Here is an 18,436-nt window from a genome sequence, read left to right on the forward strand (position 1 = left end):
GCATTTCCAACGACCGGAGAGATACGGGAAGGAGAAAAATCAGATGAAGCATTATATACTTGCCTATGCCATGAATGACGCGCTGCCTAGTATCACCCGGGAGGATCTCAGCCGCCTAACTCATGTAAATCTGGCTTTTGGGCTGGTGAAGGATGGGCTGCTGGATCTCAGCGGGCTTACCAACATCGGCCTGCTGAAAAGGTTCCGGGAATGGAACCCGGAAATTCACATTGTGCTGTCGGTAGGCGGCTGGGGAGCGGGCGGCTTCTCCAACATGGCCATGACGGCGGCGGGGCGGGAGCGCTTTGCCCGATCCTGCGCGGAGGCGGTGGAACGTCTGTGCCTGGACGGCATCGATATCGATTGGGAATATCCCTGCAGCGACCAGGCCGGGATCGATTTTTCTCCTGCCGACCGGGAAAATTTCACTCTGCTGTTAAAAGCGTTGCGGGAGCAGCTGGGAGAAAAAAGCCTTTCCATCGCCGCGGGAGCTGGAGAGTATTTTGTGCGGGATACGGAGATGGACAAGGTAGCACAGATCGTGGACTATGTACAACTGATGACCTATGATATGTGCGGCGGCTTTTCTCATCGAACAGGGCATCACGCGGCGCTCTTTGCCACGGCAGGAGACGACAGAATGGTGAACACCAGAGATATCGTCACGCTGTTTCACAACGCCGGTGTTCCTCTTTCCAAGCTGGTGGTGGGCGCGGCCTTCTATTCCCGCCGCTGGACTGGCGTGAAAAGTGGAGAGAATCACGGCCTTTTGCAAGAGGCGGAAAGCGTGGGAATGGGCGGCCCCGCCTACAGCGACCTTACCCCGGAATTTCTGCAAAAGGGCGGTTTTACCCGGTATTGGGACGAGGAGGCTCAGGCGGCCTGGTTGTGGAACGGTTCGGAATTTATCAGCTATGAAAGCCCCGAGGCCGTGTCCCTGAAAGCGGCTTTTGTAAAGGAAGCGGGGCTTTTGGGCATCATGTATTGGGAGCACAGCTGCGACAGCACCCGGGAGCTTTTGAGCGCCATTCATCGGGAATTGGGCTGAGAAGCGGGAAAAGCGGCGGCATAGTTTCGGAAAGGGCGGTGAAAGCATGGCTTTTGCGCATCTGCATCTGCATACGGAATACAGCCTTTTGGACGGCGCCTGCCGGATCGAGCGGCTGCTGGATAAGGTTCAGGAGCTGGGCCAGACCTCGGTGGCCATCACCGACCATGGCTGCATGTACGGTGTGATCGAGTTTTACAAGGCGGCGAAAAAGCGGGGCATCAAGCCCATTTTAGGCTGCGAGGTCTACGTGGCCAAGCGTACCCGGTTTGACAGAGTGCACGAGCTGGACAGCGAAAACCGGCATCTGGTGCTGCTTTGTGAAAATGAAGCGGGCTACCGCAATCTGATCGCCATGGTATCGAAAAGCTGGACGGAGGGCTTTTATAACCGGCCCCGGGTGGACTTTGAGCTGCTGGAGCAGCACCATGAGGGTCTGATCGCCCTGTCCGCCTGCCTTGCCGGAGAAATTCCCAAGGCTCTTTCCCGAAACGATTATGCCGGGGCAAAGGAAGCCGCTTTGCGGTATCGGGAAATCTTCGGCCCGGAGAATTTCTTTTTGGAGATTCAGGATCATGGGCTGGAAAACCAGCATTATGTAAACCCGCAGATCATTCGCCTTTCCAAAGAGACCGGGATTCCGCTGGTGGTGACTAACGATTGCCACTATATCGAAAAAGAGGACAGCGCCATGCACCATGTCCTGATCTGCATTCAGACAGGGCGCACGGTGGAGGACGAGGATACGCTGGAGTTCGGCTCCGAGGAATTCTATGTAAAAAGCGAAGCAGAAATGCGGGCGCTTTTCCCGGAGCTGCCGGAGGCGGCGGACAATACCGCAAAGATCGCTGAGCGCTGCCGGGTGGAGATCGAATTCGGAAAAACAAAGCTGCCCAGATTTGACCCTCCGGACGGCAGCGACAGCGAGAGCTTCTTCAAAAGCCTGTGCTTTGAGGGCCTTAAAAAACGGTACGGAGAGCAGCCGGAGCAGTCTCTTTTAGATCGTTTAAGCTATGAGATCAGCGTGATCTCGCAGATGGGTTATGTAAACTACTATCTTATCGTGTGGGATTTCATTCGCTACGCGAAAAGTGTGGGGATCCCCGTTGGGCCGGGCAGAGGCTCCGGCGCGGGAAGCCTTTGCGCCTACTGCGTGGGCATTACCAATGTAGACCCCATTCGCTATGGCCTGATCTTTGAGCGCTTTCTCAATGCCGAGCGGGTGAGCATGCCGGATTTTGATATCGATTTCAGCGATGAGCGCCGGGACGAGATCATTCAGTATGTGCTGGATCGGTACGGTGCGGATCACGTGGCGCAGATCGTCACTTTCGGCACCATGGCCGCCAGAGGGGCCCTGCGGGACGCGGGCAGAGCCATGGCGATCCCCTATAACAAGGTGGATCAGGTGGCAAAGCAGGTGCCCATGGAGCTGGGCATCACGCTGGACGCGGCCCTGAAAAGCTCCCAGAGCTTCCGCGCGCAGTACGAAAGCGACGAGCAGGTAAAGGCCCTGGTGGATATGGCCCGAAAGCTGGAGGGCATGCCCCGCCATGCCTCCACTCACGCGGCGGGGGTGCTGATCACAGACAGGCCCGTTACAGAATACGTGCCCCTGGCAAAAAACGACGATGTGGTAGTGACCCAGTTTACCATGACCGCCATTGAAGAGCTTGGCCTTTTGAAAATGGATTTTCTGGGCCTGAGAAACCTTTCTGTGATCGATAACGCCCAAAAGCTCATTCGCCGCCGGGAACCGGATTTTTCCATAGAAGCCATTCCCGAAGACGATGGGGAAACCTTCCGTATGATGGCCCAGGCGGATTCGGTGGGGGTATTCCAGTTTGAATCCGGCGGCATGAAGCGTCTGCTTTCCCAGGCGGAGCCGGAAAGCATTGAAGACCTCATTGCCATTATTTCCCTGTACCGCCCCGGCCCCATGCAGTTTATTCCCATGTATATCGAAAACCGGAAACACCCTGACCGGGTGGTATACCGCCATGAAAAGCTGAAGCCAATTTTGGACGTGACCTATGGCTGTATCATTTACCAGGAGCAGGTCATGCAGATCTTCCGGGAGCTGGCAGGCTATTCTTTGGGACGGGCGGATATTGTACGCCGGGCCATGGCGAAGAAAAAGCGCGACGTGCTGGAAAAGGAACGGCAGATCTTTTTGCACGGGCAGCGGCGGGAGGATGGCTCCTGGGAGGTAGAGGGCTGCCTGAACCGGGGCGTGGATCAGAAAACGGCGGAAGAACTGTTCCGGGAGATCGAAAGCTTCGCTTCCTATGCCTTTAATAAGTCTCATGCCGCGGCCTATGCGGTGGTGGCCTATCAAACCGCTTACCTGAAGCGCCACTATCCCAGAGAATATATGGCTTCCCTGTTATCCAGCGTATTGGGCTGGGCGGGAAAGGTGGCGGAATATATGGAGGAATGCAAGCGCCTCAGGATCTCCGTGCTGCCGCCTCATGTCAACGAGAGCGATATGGGCTTTACTGTGGCGGGGGAAACGATCCGCTACGGCCTGCTGGCGGTAAAAAACCTGGGCCGGGCGGTGATCCTGCGCATGGTGGAGGAACGCCGCCGGAGCGGTGCTTTTATCTCCTTTTATAACTTTTGCAAGCGCATGTCGGGAAAGGACCTGAACCGCAAGGCCATTGAAAGCCTGATCAAATGCGGTGCTTTGGACGGCCTGGGAAATAACCGCCGGGAAATGCTGCTTTCGGTAGAGTCCGTTTTGAATTCCCTGGAAACGGACAAGCGCCGGAATTTGGAGGGTCAGATGGGCCTTTTTGATACGCCCGGCACGGAGGAGGGCGGAGAGCCCGCCCTGCAAAAGGCGGAGGAATTTTCTGTTGGCGATAAACTGGCCATGGAAAAAGAGGTGACCGGTATGTACCTTTCCGGCCACCCCATGATGGATCACGCGGAGCTTTATGAAACGGGCCGGTATGCCAGAAGCGATGAGATTTTCCGCAGCAGCCAGGGAGATTCCGAACTGTACCGGGACGGGCAGCAGGTAACGCTTCTTGTCATGATCGCGGAAATGCGAAGGAAAAACACGAAAAACGGCGGGACCATGGCTTTTCTCACTCTGGAGGATATGTATGGCGCCATCACCGGGCTGGTGTTTCCAAAAACACTGGAAGGCTTTGCGGATCTTCTGGAGGGAGGAGCCGTGGTGGAGGTCTCCGGGCGGCTGAGCTTTACGGAAGATCAGGAGCCGGAGCTGATTTGCATGAAGTTCTCCAAACCGGGCCAGGGGGGAACGGAAGGAAACGGAAGAAGGCCCGCGGCACAGTCCGGGGGTTCCGGCAGGCCCGGGCTCTACCTGAAGCTGGATTCCAAGGAGGATCCGAGGTACAAAAAAGCTATGGAATATCTGGCCATTTTCGATGAGGGCAGAACAGACGTGTACCTGTTTTTCCGGGACTCTCAAAAGTTGATGAAGGCTCCCGCAAGATTTCGCGCAGAGCTCAATGATACGCTTCTTTTCGCTCTCGAAAAGCTTTTGGGAGAAGAAAATGTAGCGGTTAGAAATTAGGTGTCAGTGGTTCACTGTCAAATCAGGTCAAAAAGCCGGTGCTTTTACTCTATTTTAAAAGCTTTAGCGAAAATCTTTCCGGGAACCTCTTGATAAATTTCTTTCTTTTGCTATAATATTCTAGAAACATATATTGTAGAGTCAAGGGTCAGCAGTGGCGACAGGCTCTGCGGGATCGAAACAGACGGAGGAAAACATATGGGTGCGAAAAGTATTGCAGTTCTGACCAGCGGGGGAGACGCCCCCGGCATGAATGCGGCGGTACGCGCTGTGGTTCGCTCTGCCATCTCCTTCGGCATGAAGGTATATGGCGTAAAGCGCGGCTATAACGGTCTGCTTCATGGAGACGTTCAGGAAATGAGCCTGCGCAGCGTTTCCGATATCATGCAGCACGGTGGCACAGCCTTGTTTACAGCCCGCAGCCCGGAATTCAACACGCCGGAGGGCGTGAAAAAGGCGGCGGATATGTGCAAAAGCCTGGGAATAGACGGCGTGGTGGTCATCGGCGGAGACGGCTCCTTCCGGGGGGCGCGAGACCTGACAAACGCCGGGGTGCTTTGCATCGGCGTACCCGGCACCATTGATAACGACATTGCCTGCACGGATTACACCATTGGCTATGACACCGCTTTGAATACCGCCATGGATATGATCGATCGAATCCGGGACACCACGGAGTCTCACGACCGCTGCAGCGTGGTGGAAGTTATGGGCCGCCGTTGCGGGGATATCGCTTTGCATACCGGCATTGCGGTAGGGGCCATCGCAACCCTGGTGCCGGAGGTTCCCTATGATTTTGAAGAGGACGTGATCGCCCGTATCCGTATGGCGCAGGGTACCGGAAAGCGTCACTTCATCGTGGTAGTGGCCGAGGGCGTGGGCCACACCCAGGAGCTTGCGGAAAAGATCCAGGCCGCCACCGGCATCGAAAGCCGCGCCACGATCCTGGGCCATGTGCAGCGGGGCGGTTCGCCCACCCTGCGGGATCGCGTGGTTGCCAGCCGCATGGGCTATCATGCGGTGGAGTTGCTGGAAAAGGGCCTGGGGAACCGGGTGGTCGCCATGAAGGGCGAGCAGATCGTGGATTTTGATATCACGGAAGCTCTGGAAATGCCCCGCGTCTTTGATGAAACGCTGTATCGCATTTCCGCAAAGCTTTCTATTTGAGAAGGCCAGGAAGCAAAACATGGATTTCCCCTGCGGTTCCTCCGGGAACGGCGGGGGTTTCTGTATCTGGCCAGAGGGCGCGGATGGGAGCCGGAGTAAGGAGGACGCCTTATGCAAAATGAATTGAAATATCATAAGCTGAGCCGGGAGCTTCAGGAAAAGATCCGCCGGGATCGGGCGGAGCATTGGGAAAATCCCTTCCGTTTTCAGGAAGCAAACGCGGTCCGCCCCGGAGAGGAAAGAGACCGTTCTCCCTTGTGGCGCCCCGCCTTTGTGCGGGACACGGAAAAGATTTTGCATCTGCCCATGTACAACCGTTACGCGGATAAAACTCAGGTGCTTTCCTTTTATGAAAACGACGATATCACCCGCCGGGGGCTTCATGTACAGCTGGTTTCCCGAATCGCCAGAAACATCGGCTCCATGCTGGGGCTGAATCTGGATCTGATCGAAGCGATCTCCCTGGGCCACGACCTGGGGCATACGCCCTTCGGCCATGCGGGGGAACGGTATTTGAGCGAGCTGATGCAGGAGTTCTGTGGGCGGTATTTTTTCCACAATGTACAAAGTGTGCGGGTGCTGGACGCCATGTTTCAAAGGAAGCTGACTCTGCAAACTCTGGACGGCATTCTCTGCCACAACGGAGAATTCGAGCAGCAGGAATACCGTCCCCGGCCTCTTTCCGGCTTTGATGAGCTGAACGCCAGGGCGGAGGCCTGCCTTGCAGAGGGTGATAAGGCAGTGGAGCGGCTGGTGCCTTCCACCTTGGAGGCCTGCGTGGTGCGTATCTGTGATATGATCGCCTATTTGGGAAAGGACCGGCAGGACGCCCTGACCGCCCACATCATTGAGGGCTATTCCGGCTTTACCTCCCGGGAGATCGGCGATAAAAATGCCGCCATTATCAACAATATGTCGGTGGATCTAATCGAAAACAGCTACGGGAAGGATCACCTTCTGCTCAGCCCCGCCACCTATCGCGATCTGAAGGCGGCAAAGAAGGAGAATTATGAAAGGATCTATCACAGCGAGGCCGTAAGCGGCGAGTACGAGCACACGGTGCGCCCCATGCTCCGGCAGGTGTTTGAACGGCTTTTGCGGGATATTCGGGAGGGGAACAAGGCCTCGCCTGTGTTCCGGCACCATATCGATTTTATTCGAAAGACCACCCGCTTTTATCGGGATCAGGGGCAGCCGGACTACCTGGAGGAGAGGCCGGAGCAGATCGCAGCGGACTATATTGCCAGCATGACAGACAGCTATTTCCTGTCGCTGCACGCATTTTTATTCCCCCAAAGCAAGCTGAAAATCACTTACCATTCTTATTTTGAGGATCTGCAAGAACCTCCGAAAGGAATATGATTTATGGATCAAATGATTTCTGTTTTAGCCAGTGAGCTGCATGTTCGCCCGGAGCATGCCCAGGCGGTGGTAGCACTGCTGGACGAGGGCAATACCGTTCCCTTTATCGCCCGGTATCGAAAAGAACAGCACGGCTCCATGGACGACCAAACCATTCGTATGCTGGCGGACCGCGTTCAGTACCTGCGGGGGCTGAACGCCAGGAAAGAAGAGATAAAGGCTTCCATCGGAGAACAGGGAAAGCTTACTCCGGAGCTGGAAAAGGCCATCGATTCCGCCGCTACGTTGACTGAAGCGGAGGATCTTTACCGTCCCTACCGCCCCAAGCGGAAAACCAGAGCCAGTGTGGCACGTGAAAAAGGGCTGGAGCCTCTGGCGGCAGCGATTTTCAGCGGAAAAGACGAGGGAGGCCACCCCCTGAACTGGGAAGCGCTGGAGACACTTTCAAAAAATTATGTAAACTCGAAGAAGGGGATAGAAACCCCGGAAGAGGCGTTGCAGGGGGCGAAGGACATCATCGCCGAGGATCTGTCCGACGACGCGGGCCTTCGCAAGCTGCTGCGGGAAAGAATTCAGAAAAACGGCGCCCTTCGTTCCGTCGCCAACACCGAGGAGGATACGGTGTACCGGCTGTATTACGAGTTTGAAGAGCCCCTGCGCCGCCTGCAAAGCCATCAGATCCTGGCCATGGACCGGGGCGAGCGGGAGGGCATGCTGAAGGTATCTGTGCGCCCGGGAGAGTGGGCTCCCGTCTCTGTGATTTTGGAGCATGCCTTTTCCCCCAGAAACCCCTTTCAGGAGCTTTTGCGGGAGGTAGCCGGGGACGCCTGGGACAGGCTGATTTTCCCCTCCCTGGAGCGGGAGATCCGAAACGGCCTGACAGACCGGGCGGACGAACAGGCCATTCACACCTTTGCCCTGAATCTGCGGCCTCTGCTGATGCAGCCTCCGGTGAAGAACCGGGTGACGCTGGGCTTTGATCCCGCCTACCGTACCGGCTGTAAGCTGGCGGTGGTGGACGGCACAGGAAAGGTGCTGGAAACGGCGGTGATCTATCCCACCAAGCCCCACAACAAAACGGAGGAAGCGAAAAAGGTCCTTCGCAGGCTGTGCGATACCCATCACATTACTTGCATCGCCATTGGAAACGGCACCGCCAGCCGGGAATCCGAGCTGTTTGTCAGCGAGTTCCTGAAGGAATACGGCGGGGAGATTTCCTATATGGTGGTCAGCGAAGCCGGGGCCTCGGTGTATTCTGCCTCCAAGCTGGGAGCGGAGGAATTCCCGGATTACGATGTTTCCCTGCGCTCCGCCGTATCCATTGCCCGGCGGCTTCAAGATCCCCTGGCGGAGCTCGTAAAGATCGATCCCAAGGCTATCGGCGTGGGCCAGTACCAGCACGACATGCCCCAGGCAAGGCTTTCCGAAGCCCTGGACGGCGTGGTGGAAGACTGTGTAAACGCCGTAGGCGTAGACCTGAATACCGCTTCGCCCTCCCTTCTGCGGCGCGTGGCAGGGATCACTTCGACAGTGGCCAAAAATGTAACGGCGTACCGGGAGGAAAACGGCTCCTTTCAGACAAGGAAAGAGCTTTTGAAGGTCCCGAAGCTGGGGCCCAAGGCCTTCGAGCAGTGCGCGGGCTTTTTACGGGTGCCGGAAAGCAAAAATGTGCTGGATCATACCGCCGTTCACCCGGAATCCTATGAAGCGGCCAGGAAGCTCCTTTCCCTGTGCGGTTATGAGGAAAAAGACGTGGGAAGCCTTTCGGAGCTTTCCCGGCGTTTGACGGAATACGGGCCGGAAAAAGCGGCGGAGGCCTGCGGCGTGGGCCTTCCCACCCTGCGGGATATCGCCGGGGAACTGCAAAAGCCCGGGCGGGATCCCAGAGACGAGCTGCCCCCGCCCCTTTTGCGCACCGATGTGATGGAGCTTTCCGACCTGAAGCCTGGCATGAAGCTTCAGGGCACTGTGCGGAATGTAGTGGATTTCGGCGCGTTTGTGGATATCGGCGTGCATCAGGACGGCCTGGTGCATATCTCTCAGATCACAAGCCGCTATATCCGCCATCCCTCTGAGGTGCTTTCTGTGGGAGATGTGGTGGAGGTCACCGTGCTGGAGCTGGACGAGGCCAAAAAACGGATCTCTCTTACCATGAAGAACGCCGAACAGAAAACGTGACTTGGTGTTTTTTCGACAGATCCTCTGCTTCGTATCATTGACAAAGCGTTTTTCCGGTAGTATACTATACTCAGGAAATCATTGAAAACCGAATATCTCCTTATCAAGAGCGGCGGAGGGACAGGCCCTGTGATGCCCGGCAACCTGCAAAAAGGTAACTGAAGTTACCTTCGGCAAGGTGCTAATTCCTGCGGGGATCCTACCCGGATCGTTCCGAAAGATGAGGCAATCAGCGAGCCCTCGTTTTTCGAGCGGCTCGTTTTTTATACCGGCTACCGAGAAAAAAGGGGAATTCAGGTTCCTATCCTGGGGGTTGTTTGAAAATAGAGAAAATGCCGGATTTTTGTACAAGACGAGACGGTTTCAAAGCAGAACCCGCAAGACAGGCCGACGCCTGTCGAAGATTTCCAACGCTGAAATCCGTCCGCATTGGGCAAAAAAACGGTGTTTGCGATTTTTCAAACAAGCCCAAATATTGCATTGTGAAAGGAAGTAGTAACATGAAGCTCTTTACTTCAGAATCTGTGACAGAAGGTCACCCCGACAAGGTGTGCGACCAAATTTCCGACGCGGTGCTGGACGCCATTTTGAAGCAGGACGAAAACGCCCATGTGGCCTGTGAGACCACCGCCACCACCGGCGTGATCCATGTGATGGGGGAGATCACCACCAGCTGCTATGTGGATATCCCCGCCATTGTGCGGGAGGTGGTCAAGGAGATCGGCTATGACGACCCGAAATACGGCTTCGACGGCAACACCTGCGGTGTGCTGACCTCTATCGACAGCCAGTCGCCCGATATCGCCATGGGCGTCAATGAATCCTTCGAAGCGAAGAACGGAGAAAAGGACGAAAACAGCTTGGTGGGAGCTGGGGATCAGGGCATGATGTTCGGCTTTGCCTGCAACGAAACGGAGGAATACATGCCTTTGGCCATTTCCCTTTCCCACAAGCTGGCCCGCCGGCTTGCCTCTGTGAGAAAAGACGGCACCCTGAGCTATCTGCGCCCGGACGGAAAAACCCAGGTCACCGTGGAGTACGAGGGAAAGGAGATCAAACGGGTGGATACCATTGTGATCTCCACCCAGCACGATGAAGAGGTGAAGCTGGAAAAGCTGAAAAAGGATCTTATAAAGCATGTCATCAAGCCGGTAGTGCCTGCTGAACTGGTGGACAAGAAAACGAAGATCTACATCAATCCCACCGGGCGGTTCGTCATCGGCGGCCCTGTGGGAGACAGCGGCCTTACCGGCAGAAAGATCATTGTAGATACCTACGGCGGCTACGGCAGACACGGAGGCGGCGCTTTCTCCGGAAAGGACCCCACCAAGGTGGACCGCTCCGCGGCCTATGCCGCCCGCTGGGTGGCAAAAAACATTGTGGCCGCCGGCCTAGCGGAAAAATGCGAGGTGGAGCTGGCCTATGCCATCGGCGTGGCCCGCCCGGTTTCCGTGATGGTGGATTCCTTCGGCACCGGAAGTGTCAGCGATGAAAGGCTGGCCGCGGCGGTGGAAAAGGTGTTTGATCTGCGCCCCATGGCCATCATCAAGGAGCTGGGCCTGCGGAAAACAAAGTACCGCCCCCTGGCGGCCTACGGCCACATGGGAAGAGAAGACCTGGACGTGGCCTGGGAAAAAACAGACCGCGTGGAAGAACTGCGGAAGGCGGTCAAGTAAAAAACTCTAAAATAAAAAGGCCGGAACTTTCCGGCCCTTTTTGTTTCCCGCTTGTGAAAAATCACCGGGACAGACTTCCTTACATAGAATGGAGCAAGCGGGGTGAATGAATATGAACATAGCTGTTTGCGCGATCTGCGCGGTGTTGATGGTGCTGGGGGCGGCGGAGCTTGTAAAGCTGCTGGTATTCTGGTGGACCAGACCCCTGACGGAGGGCAGGCTCACGCTGGTGGTGGTGCCGGAAAGCCCGGAGGACTGTGAATACACGGTGCGAATGGCAGCGGAGCGTCTGCGGTGGCTGGAGATCAGGGGGCCGCGAAAGCTGGTGTGCGTGAACCACAGCGGCGACCCGGAGATCGACCGCATCTGCCGGTACTTATTGCTGCAATATCCGTATTTAAGGGTTTCCAAACCCGACGATTTGGTGTATCATTGTATGGAAAAGGGATAAATCAGCCTGGCCCTAAAAGCAACGGAACAGAAAGGAAAGAAGATCTTGGCGGAAAGCGGATTGCTGGAGCTTGCCGGCACAGTGGAGCATGTGGTGTACCACAACGATAAAAATCAATATACCGTGCTGGAAATGGCGGCGGGGGGAGAGCTTGTCACGGTAGTGGGGGCGTTTCCCTTTGTCAGCGAGGGGGAGGAGCTCCATGTGTACGGCGCCTGGAGCAGCCACCCCTCCTTCGGCGACCAGTTTAAGGCGGAAACCTTTGAGCGGGCCCGCCCCGCCACGACAGCCGCCATGCTGAAATACCTTTCCTCCGGGGCGGTCAAGGGCGTGGGGCCGGCCACCGCCAGAAGGATCATCGATACCTTCGGCGTGCGGGCCCTTACCGTCATTGAAAACGAACCGGAACGGCTGGCGCAGATCAAGGGGATCACCAAGGAAAAAGCCCTGGAGATCAGCACAGAGCTGAAGCGGGTCTACGGCATTCGGGAGCTGATGGCCTTTTTGGGGGCTTACGGTGTGCGCCCGGAGGAAACGGTGCTGGTGTGGAAGGAATACGGGGAAGGATCAGTCAGCTGCATTCAGGAGGATCCCTACTGCCTGTGCGGCGAGGGGCTGGATATCAGCTTCGACATCGCCGATACCATCGCCCAGTCCATGGAACTGCCCTATGACGATTCCGGCCGGGTACAGGCCGGGGTGCTGTATGTGATGCGGCACAACCTGGAAAACGGCCATACCTGCCTGCCGGTGGACAAGCTGTGCAGGGCCGCCCAGCAAATGCTGGGGGTAGAGCTGGAGGCGGTGCGGGACGCGGTGTATACCCTGTGCCAAGGCTTCCAGCTCCACTGCGAAAGCTTTCATGAGCGGGAATTTCTGTTTTTGCAGAAACAGGCCCAATGCGAGCAGTATATCGCCGCACGCATGAAGTCCATGCTGCGCATGCCCCCGGAGCCTGTCAGCGGCGCGGAGCTTCAGATCCGCCTGATCGAGAAGGAGCGGGGGATCCAGTACGCCGCAAAGCAGAAGGAGGCCATTGAGGCGGCTTTGGAGCAGGGGGTCCTGATCCTTACCGGCGGTCCCGGTACGGGGAAAACCACCACCCTAAACGCCATTATCTATCTTTTGAAATGCGCCGGAGAGCGGGTTTTGCTGGCGGCCCCCACCGGGCGGGCCGCCAAGCGAATGAGCGAGGTGACCGGGGAAGAGGCGAAAACCATTCACCGTATGCTTCAGGTGGATTGGGACGAGCGCGATAACCCGGTGTTTACCAGAAACGAGCGAAATCCCCTGGAATGCGACTGCCTGGTGATCGATGAACTTTCCATGGTAGATTCCTATGTGTTTGAAAGTGTCCTGCGGGCGCTGCCCCTTTCCTGCCGGCTGATCCTGGTGGGAGACAGCGACCAGCTCCCCTCCGTGGGGGCGGGCAATGTGCTGGGGGATTTGATGGCTTCCGGACAGTTTCCCACCGTGCAGCTGAAGGAGATCTTCCGCCAGTCCATGGAAAGCCTGATTGTGACAAATGCTCACCGTATCGTGGAGGGAAAGCTGCCGGAGCTCCGGCGAAAGGACAGTGATTTCTTTTTCCTGCCTCAGCAGGAGCCTGCGGCGGCCGCAAGGCTCATTGTGTCCCTCTGCGCCCAAAGGCTTCCCAAAAGCTATGGCTATTCCCCCGTTACGGATATTCAGGTGCTGTGCCCCGGCAGAAAGGGAGAGCTTGGCACGGTAGAGCTGAACAAGCTTCTGCGGGAAGCTATCAATCCCCCGGAAAAGGGAAAGTCCGAGGTGAAGATCGGCGGTGCCCTGTTCCGGTTGGGAGACAAAGTGATGCAGATCCGAAACGACTATGACCTTCCTTGGACAAGAGACGACGATACCAGCGGAGAAGGGGTGTTTAACGGCGACATGGGCGTGATCACGGAGATCGACAAGCCCGGCGGCGTGCTGCACGTACATATTGATGATAAGGACGTGCTGTACGATTTTGAGCGGGCTGGAGACGAGCTGGAGCCCGCCTATGCGGTAACGGTCCATAAAAGCCAGGGAAACGAATTCACCGCCGTGGTGATCCCGGTGCTTCGGCCGCCCGCTCAGCTCTGCTACCGAAACCTGCTGTATACCGGCGTGACCAGGGCAAAGCAGCTGCTGATCCTGGCGGGCCAGCAGGGCGTGGTGGAGGCCATGATCGAAAACGACCGCAAAACCCGCCGCTATACCGGTCTGGCCCATTTCCTGGAGGAAGAAAACGAAGACGGAAGACTTTGCGCTTTTCGCAAATGAACTGCCTCAGGCTAGCTCGTTTGACTATAATCTACTATTCCAGCTGTTAGTTGTTAGAAAGAGCTTTTTTAGATGCTGGATACTGGATTCCAGATGCTGGACGGTGGTGGCGCTGCGTTGTAATGCATTGGAAGAAAGGGCAAGGGCAGCAGATGCAATAAGCAATTAGGAATGAGAAATGAGCAATTATCAGGAGCAAAGGTGGAGTTCTCTAAATTGAAATTTAAGGGTTATCCACTCGCGCCCCTTCTTGTCATTCTGAACGAAGTGAAGAATCTCGTCCTTTGTCCTTTTACTCAGAAAATGAAGGACGAGATTCTTCGCCGAGAAAGCAAGGCTTGTTTTGCTTTTTTCTCAGTAATGACAGGGAGGAAGGGCTTGTTTTTCTCTAATAATTAGGGCGTGTTCCCACGAAGCTAACGCACACGCCTTTTCGACAAATTTTACAGGCTTTTACGTTAAAAAGCCTGCGGTTCTTTCGCCTTGAATCCTGCAAAATTTTAAAATAAAATCCGTGCACTTATCTTATGGGAACACGCCCTAATACCTTACTGCTAATGACTATATAAATTTCCCAATAGGCAAGGCGGCTGGGTTACCCCAGCCGCCTTGCCGTGAGACTGATGAAAAATGAAGTCCGCTTCCCGATAGAAAAGCAATTCTGAATTGTCGCTTCGCACCTTTAACTGCATGGGATCCCTTTCTTGCCCAAAAGCTGCCGGTTCTGTCCTGTTTCTAAATTGCATTTGTGAAATTGGCGGCTATTGAAATATTGTTATAGCTTTTTGCAATATTCTTGTGGAGATATGTCGATTTCCATATTATAATGATACAAATCACAAACCGACCTGTCAAGAGAAAAGCAAAGAGGAGTGCGATAGAATGGCTTCACTGCTTTTGGGGATCATTTACCTTGCCTTTATCAGCCTGGGCCTGCCGGATTCTCTGCTGGGCTCTGCCTGGCCCGCTATGCGGCTGGAGCTGGGGGCGCCCATTTCCTACGCGGGAATCATTTCCATGATCATTGCCGGAGGCACCATTGTTTCCAGCCTGCTTTCCAACCGAGTACTTCGAAGGCTGGGAACGGGCCCTGTTACTGCCATCAGCGTGGGAATGACGGCCGCCGCGCTGTTTGGGTTTTCCATTTCCGGAGAGTTTTTTCAGCTCTGCCTGTGGGCGGTGCCCTATGGCTTGGGTGCTGGGGCAGTGGACGCAGCCCTCAATAACTATGTGGCGCTGCATTATTCCTCCCGGCACATGAGCTGGCTTCACGCCTTCTGGGCCGTGGGCGTGACCATCAGCCCCTATATTATGAGCGCCTGCCTTTCCCAAAATCTGGGCTGGCAGAAGGGCTATCGCAGCGTGTCTCTCATTCAGATCGTGCTGACTTCCCTGCTGGTTTTGTCCCTGCCGCTTTGGAAAAAGAAGGGAAACTCGGAAGAGGAGCAGGCCGTCGGAGACGTAACGCTTTCCCAGGCGGTAAGAATTCCTGGCGTGCCTTTTGTACTGCTGGCTTTTTTCAGCTTCTGCGCGCTGGAACACACCGCCGGGCTGTGGGCCAGCAGCTACCTGGTAGGGGTGCGGGGCGTCAGCCCGGAAACGGCCGCTCAGTTTACCGCGCTGTTTTACCTGGGCGAAATGGTGGGGCGGTTCTTAAACGGCTTTGTGGCGGACCGCTTCGGAGACCGGAAAATGATCCGGGTGGGAATTTTTGTGATGCTTCTGGGCGCGGTGCTGGTCATGCTTCCCGTAGATTTTCTGGCTCTTGCGGGTTTGCTGGTCATCGGCCTGGGTGCCGCGCCGGTGTACCCCTGCATTATCCACTCCACCCCCGTAAGCTTCGGCAAGGAGAATTCCCAGGCCCTGGTGGGGATCCAGATGGCAAGCGCCTACTGTGGCAGCACCTTTATGCCGCCCCTGTTCGGGCTTCTGGCCCAGTATGCCGGCATAGGTCTGTACCCCTTCTACCTGCTGCTTTTTGCGGCGCTGATGCTTCTTATGACAGAAGCGCTGAACCGAAAGCTGGCAGGGGGTACTTGAGCCATAGGGGGCCGGCAATCAGAGAAAGACGGGCGTATTTAGCGGAGCCATCATACTGTTGGTCTTTTGCCAGCTTTTGGCATACAGCTTCCTGAATGCAAGCTTGCCAAGCGTTTAAGCCTCTCGCCGTTCGGCAAAATATATTCCCCACTCCTTAAATTGTTCCGGAATGTCATATACTCTTTTTCCATTGCTTTCATATGTTTCACTTATACCGGGATGATCATCGGAAAATGTATCCCATGCGGTGATCAGATGCTCGGTTTTCTCTATATCGTGTTTCTCAAAAAAATCATGGTATTGCTTAATGTGCTTACTAAAAATGGTAAGCACATTATATTTTCCGAACATGATTTCATCTCCGCTTTCGTGGCAGCCGTACCCAAAAGCGGAGAGACCGTCGTGTATCAACAAGTTCCCCACACGGCTCATAATTGCCAGGGCCTCAGCCTGGGAACAGCCGTCAATATAATAAATGTCCTTATGAAAGGTCTCAATAACACCCGGGGCGGTTTCTGTTTCGTCATTTTGATTCGTTGGAAGCTCCAAAATGAAGAATAACGGTTCTTCATGCATGGCAATAAAGTGCCGCATGACAGCATTAACCTTATCGGCGCTGACATTGGCAATGATGGAATTTCCCTCCAGTTGGAAACCTTCATATAACTCACTGTCAAACTCGACTTTGCTCCCGATTTTTAATTTCAATTTTTGCCGCATTTTGATCACCTGATATGAAATTTGTCTGCAAAAAGTCCCAAGATGAGACGCTTCAGGTTCTTCTGAGAGAACCCTGATATTTTATTCTAAAATATTTTACCTGCCACCTATATAGTAGAAAAAAGAAATGTCGGTGTCAAGTGAATCTTTTCCTGTTGAAAAACCAAAGGCGATGTTGTATAATAAGAAAATAATATGGGAGTTTATGACTTGAAGCAGTGCGCGCCAGGCTGCGCTCCAAACCGGCGGAAGGTCAACAAGGAAGGTGCAGGATGATAGGAACGGATATTGCCATTGACCTGGGCACTTCAAAATTTAAGATCTATCTGGACGGCAAGGGAATCGTTTTGAACGAGCCCTCTATTATCGCTGTAGATAATTATACAGATGAGGTGATCGCCATTGGCTCAGAGGCCTATGATATGCTGGGCCGCACCTCAGACCGCATCACGGTGGCCCGTCCCCTTGCCAACGGCGTGATCTCCGATCTTTCCATGGCGGAGCATCTTATCAGCCACTATCTGAAACAGGTCAGCAGCAGCCGGGTATTTATGCCCCGAGTGGTGGTCAGCGTTCCCTGTGGGCTGACAGAGGTGGAAAAGCGCGCCGTGGTGGACGCTATTGGCGCGGCAGGCGTGCGGAAGGTCTGTCTGATCGAGGAGCCGGTAGCGGCAGCCATCGGCGCGGGGGTGGATATCGCCGTGCCCCACGGCACCATGATCGTGGATATCGGCCAGGGCACCACCGATATGGCGGTCATTTCCTTAAACGGCATTGCCATTGCCAATTCTATTCACACCGCCGGAGACGATTTCAACGACGCCATTATCAAATATGTGCGCAGAAAGTTCAACCTGGTGATCGGCGACCGAATGGCGGAGGAAGCAAAAATTGCCATTGGCTGCGCCTACCCCAGAAAGAAGCTGCTCACCTTTACCTTAAAGGGCAGAAACGCCATGAGCGGCCTGCCGGAAACCACCGTCATGAATTCCGATGAAATGATCGAGGCCTTGATCGAACCGGCCATTTCCATTATCAAAACCGTGCAGGCCACTTTGGAGGAGACCCCGCCGGAGCTTCTGGCGGATATCTTTACCGACGGCATTTATCTCACCGGCGGTTCCGCGAACCTTTACGGCTTCTCCACCCTGCTCTCCAAAAAAACCAAGATCCCCGTGGTCACCTTTGAAAATCCGGAAGACTGCGTTGTGCTGGGCGCGGGAAAAGCTATTAAATATATCGACAAAATAGACGGCCACACCCACGGCAAAATGAACCCCCTGGTTTCTTACGGCTGAGAAAACAGCTCTTTCGATTGCTGCAAAATCCCCGCTTATCGGCAAGCTATGCGATAAGCGGGGATTTTGGCGTTGTTGTACAGTGATGAGAAATTAGGAAGGGCAAGTTTGATAAATTGGAATTTGCGGCTGCACACTTACTTCTCTGCTTGTTATCCTGAACGAAGTGAAGGATCTTGTTCTTGCCCTTTTGGGAGTGAAGGACGAGATTCTTCGTCGCTATGCTCCTCAGAATGACAGAGAGGGAGCTATCAGTTCAATCGGAATTTAGCAATTACCCGCTTACTCTCTGCTTGTCATCCTGATCGAAGTGGAGGATCTTGTTCTTGCCCTTTTGGGAGTGAAGGGCGAGATTCTTCGTCGCTATGCTCCTCAGAATGACAGAGAGGGAGCTATCAGTTCAATCGGAATTTAGCGATTATCCGCTTACTCTCTGCTTGTCATCCTGAACGAAGTGAAGGATCTCGTTCTTTGCTCTTTTTGGGAGTGAAGGACGAGATTCTTCGTCGCTATGCTCCTCAGAATGACAGAGAGGGAGCTATCAATTCAATCGGAATTTAGCGATTATCCGCTTACTCTCTGCTTGTCATCCTGAACGAAGTGAAGGATCTCGTTCTTTGCTCTTTTTGGGAGTGAAGGACGAGATTCTTCGTCGCTATGCTCCTC

General features: G+C 54.8%; 11 protein-coding genes and 1 riboswitch. Of the genes, 10 read left to right on the forward strand and 1 reads right to left on the reverse strand.

Annotated features, from left to right (window positions below):
- Positions 1-43 precede the first annotated feature (43 nt).
- The 9 genes from U8T64_RS10525 to U8T64_RS10565 all read left to right on the forward strand — a co-directional run bounded on the left by U8T64_RS10525 (position 44) and on the right by U8T64_RS10565 (position 15,752).
- A complete protein-coding gene (locus U8T64_RS10525) occupies positions 44-1,048 on the forward strand; it encodes a glycoside hydrolase family 18 protein (RefSeq protein WP_322183364.1) in 1,005 nt (334 codons plus the stop codon).
- A gap of 46 nt (positions 1,049-1,094) precedes the next feature.
- Positions 1,095-4,595, forward strand: coding sequence for a DNA polymerase III subunit alpha (locus tag U8T64_RS10530; protein ID WP_322183365.1), 3,501 nt, complete (start codon positions 1,095-1,097; stop codon positions 4,593-4,595).
- A gap of 198 nt (positions 4,596-4,793) precedes the next feature.
- On the forward strand, positions 4,794-5,762 hold the full coding sequence (gene pfkA / locus U8T64_RS10535) for a 6-phosphofructokinase (RefSeq protein ID WP_322183366.1): 969 nt from the start codon (positions 4,794-4,796) through the stop codon (positions 5,760-5,762).
- A gap of 111 nt (positions 5,763-5,873) precedes the next feature.
- Positions 5,874-7,124, forward strand: a complete 1,251-nt coding sequence (locus U8T64_RS10540) for a deoxyguanosinetriphosphate triphosphohydrolase family protein (RefSeq protein WP_322183367.1) — start codon at positions 5,874-5,876, stop codon at positions 7,122-7,124.
- 3 nt (positions 7,125-7,127) lie between these two features.
- Positions 7,128-9,302 carry a Tex family protein gene (locus U8T64_RS10545; RefSeq protein ID WP_322183368.1) on the forward strand — a complete coding sequence of 725 codons (2,175 nt, stop codon included), beginning with the start codon at positions 7,128-7,130 and terminating at the stop codon, positions 9,300-9,302.
- 97 nt (positions 9,303-9,399) lie between these two features.
- Positions 9,400-9,529: riboswitch (SAM riboswitch) on the forward strand.
- Between the two features lie 273 nt (positions 9,530-9,802).
- Positions 9,803-10,978 carry a methionine adenosyltransferase gene (gene metK / locus U8T64_RS10550; RefSeq protein ID WP_322183369.1) on the forward strand — a complete coding sequence of 392 codons (1,176 nt, stop codon included), beginning with the start codon at positions 9,803-9,805 and terminating at the stop codon, positions 10,976-10,978.
- 112 nt (positions 10,979-11,090) lie between these two features.
- The gene (locus U8T64_RS10555; RefSeq protein ID WP_322183370.1) at positions 11,091-11,429 is read left to right on the forward strand and encodes a hypothetical protein; all 339 of its coding nucleotides are present in this window, start codon (positions 11,091-11,093) and stop codon (positions 11,427-11,429) included.
- A gap of 45 nt (positions 11,430-11,474) precedes the next feature.
- A complete protein-coding gene (recD2, locus tag U8T64_RS10560; protein ID WP_322183371.1) occupies positions 11,475-13,712 on the forward strand; it encodes an SF1B family DNA helicase RecD2 in 2,238 nt (745 codons plus the stop codon).
- Between the two features lie 882 nt (positions 13,713-14,594).
- Positions 14,595-15,752 (forward strand): MFS transporter, encoded by a 1,158-nt coding sequence (locus tag U8T64_RS10565; RefSeq protein ID WP_322183372.1) that lies wholly within the window; start codon positions 14,595-14,597, stop codon positions 15,750-15,752.
- Between the two features lie 114 nt (positions 15,753-15,866).
- Here the strand turns inward: U8T64_RS10565 and U8T64_RS10570 are convergent, their stop codons facing one another.
- Complete coding sequence (locus U8T64_RS10570; RefSeq protein ID WP_322183373.1) at positions 15,867-16,460, reverse strand: hypothetical protein; 594 nt, start codon at positions 16,458-16,460, stop codon at positions 15,867-15,869.
- A gap of 284 nt (positions 16,461-16,744) precedes the next feature.
- Here U8T64_RS10570 and U8T64_RS10575 point away from each other — a divergent pair, with 284 nt between their 5' ends.
- Positions 16,745-17,770: a rod shape-determining protein gene (locus U8T64_RS10575; RefSeq protein ID WP_322183374.1), complete on the forward strand. Its 1,026-nt coding sequence runs from the start codon at positions 16,745-16,747 to the stop codon at positions 17,768-17,770.
- Positions 17,771-18,436 lie beyond the last annotated feature (666 nt).

It is taken from the genome of Neglectibacter caecimuris, assembly GCF_034335015.1.
In the GTDB taxonomy this organism is placed as follows: domain Bacteria; phylum Bacillota; class Clostridia; order Oscillospirales; family Acutalibacteraceae; genus Acutalibacter; species Acutalibacter caecimuris_A.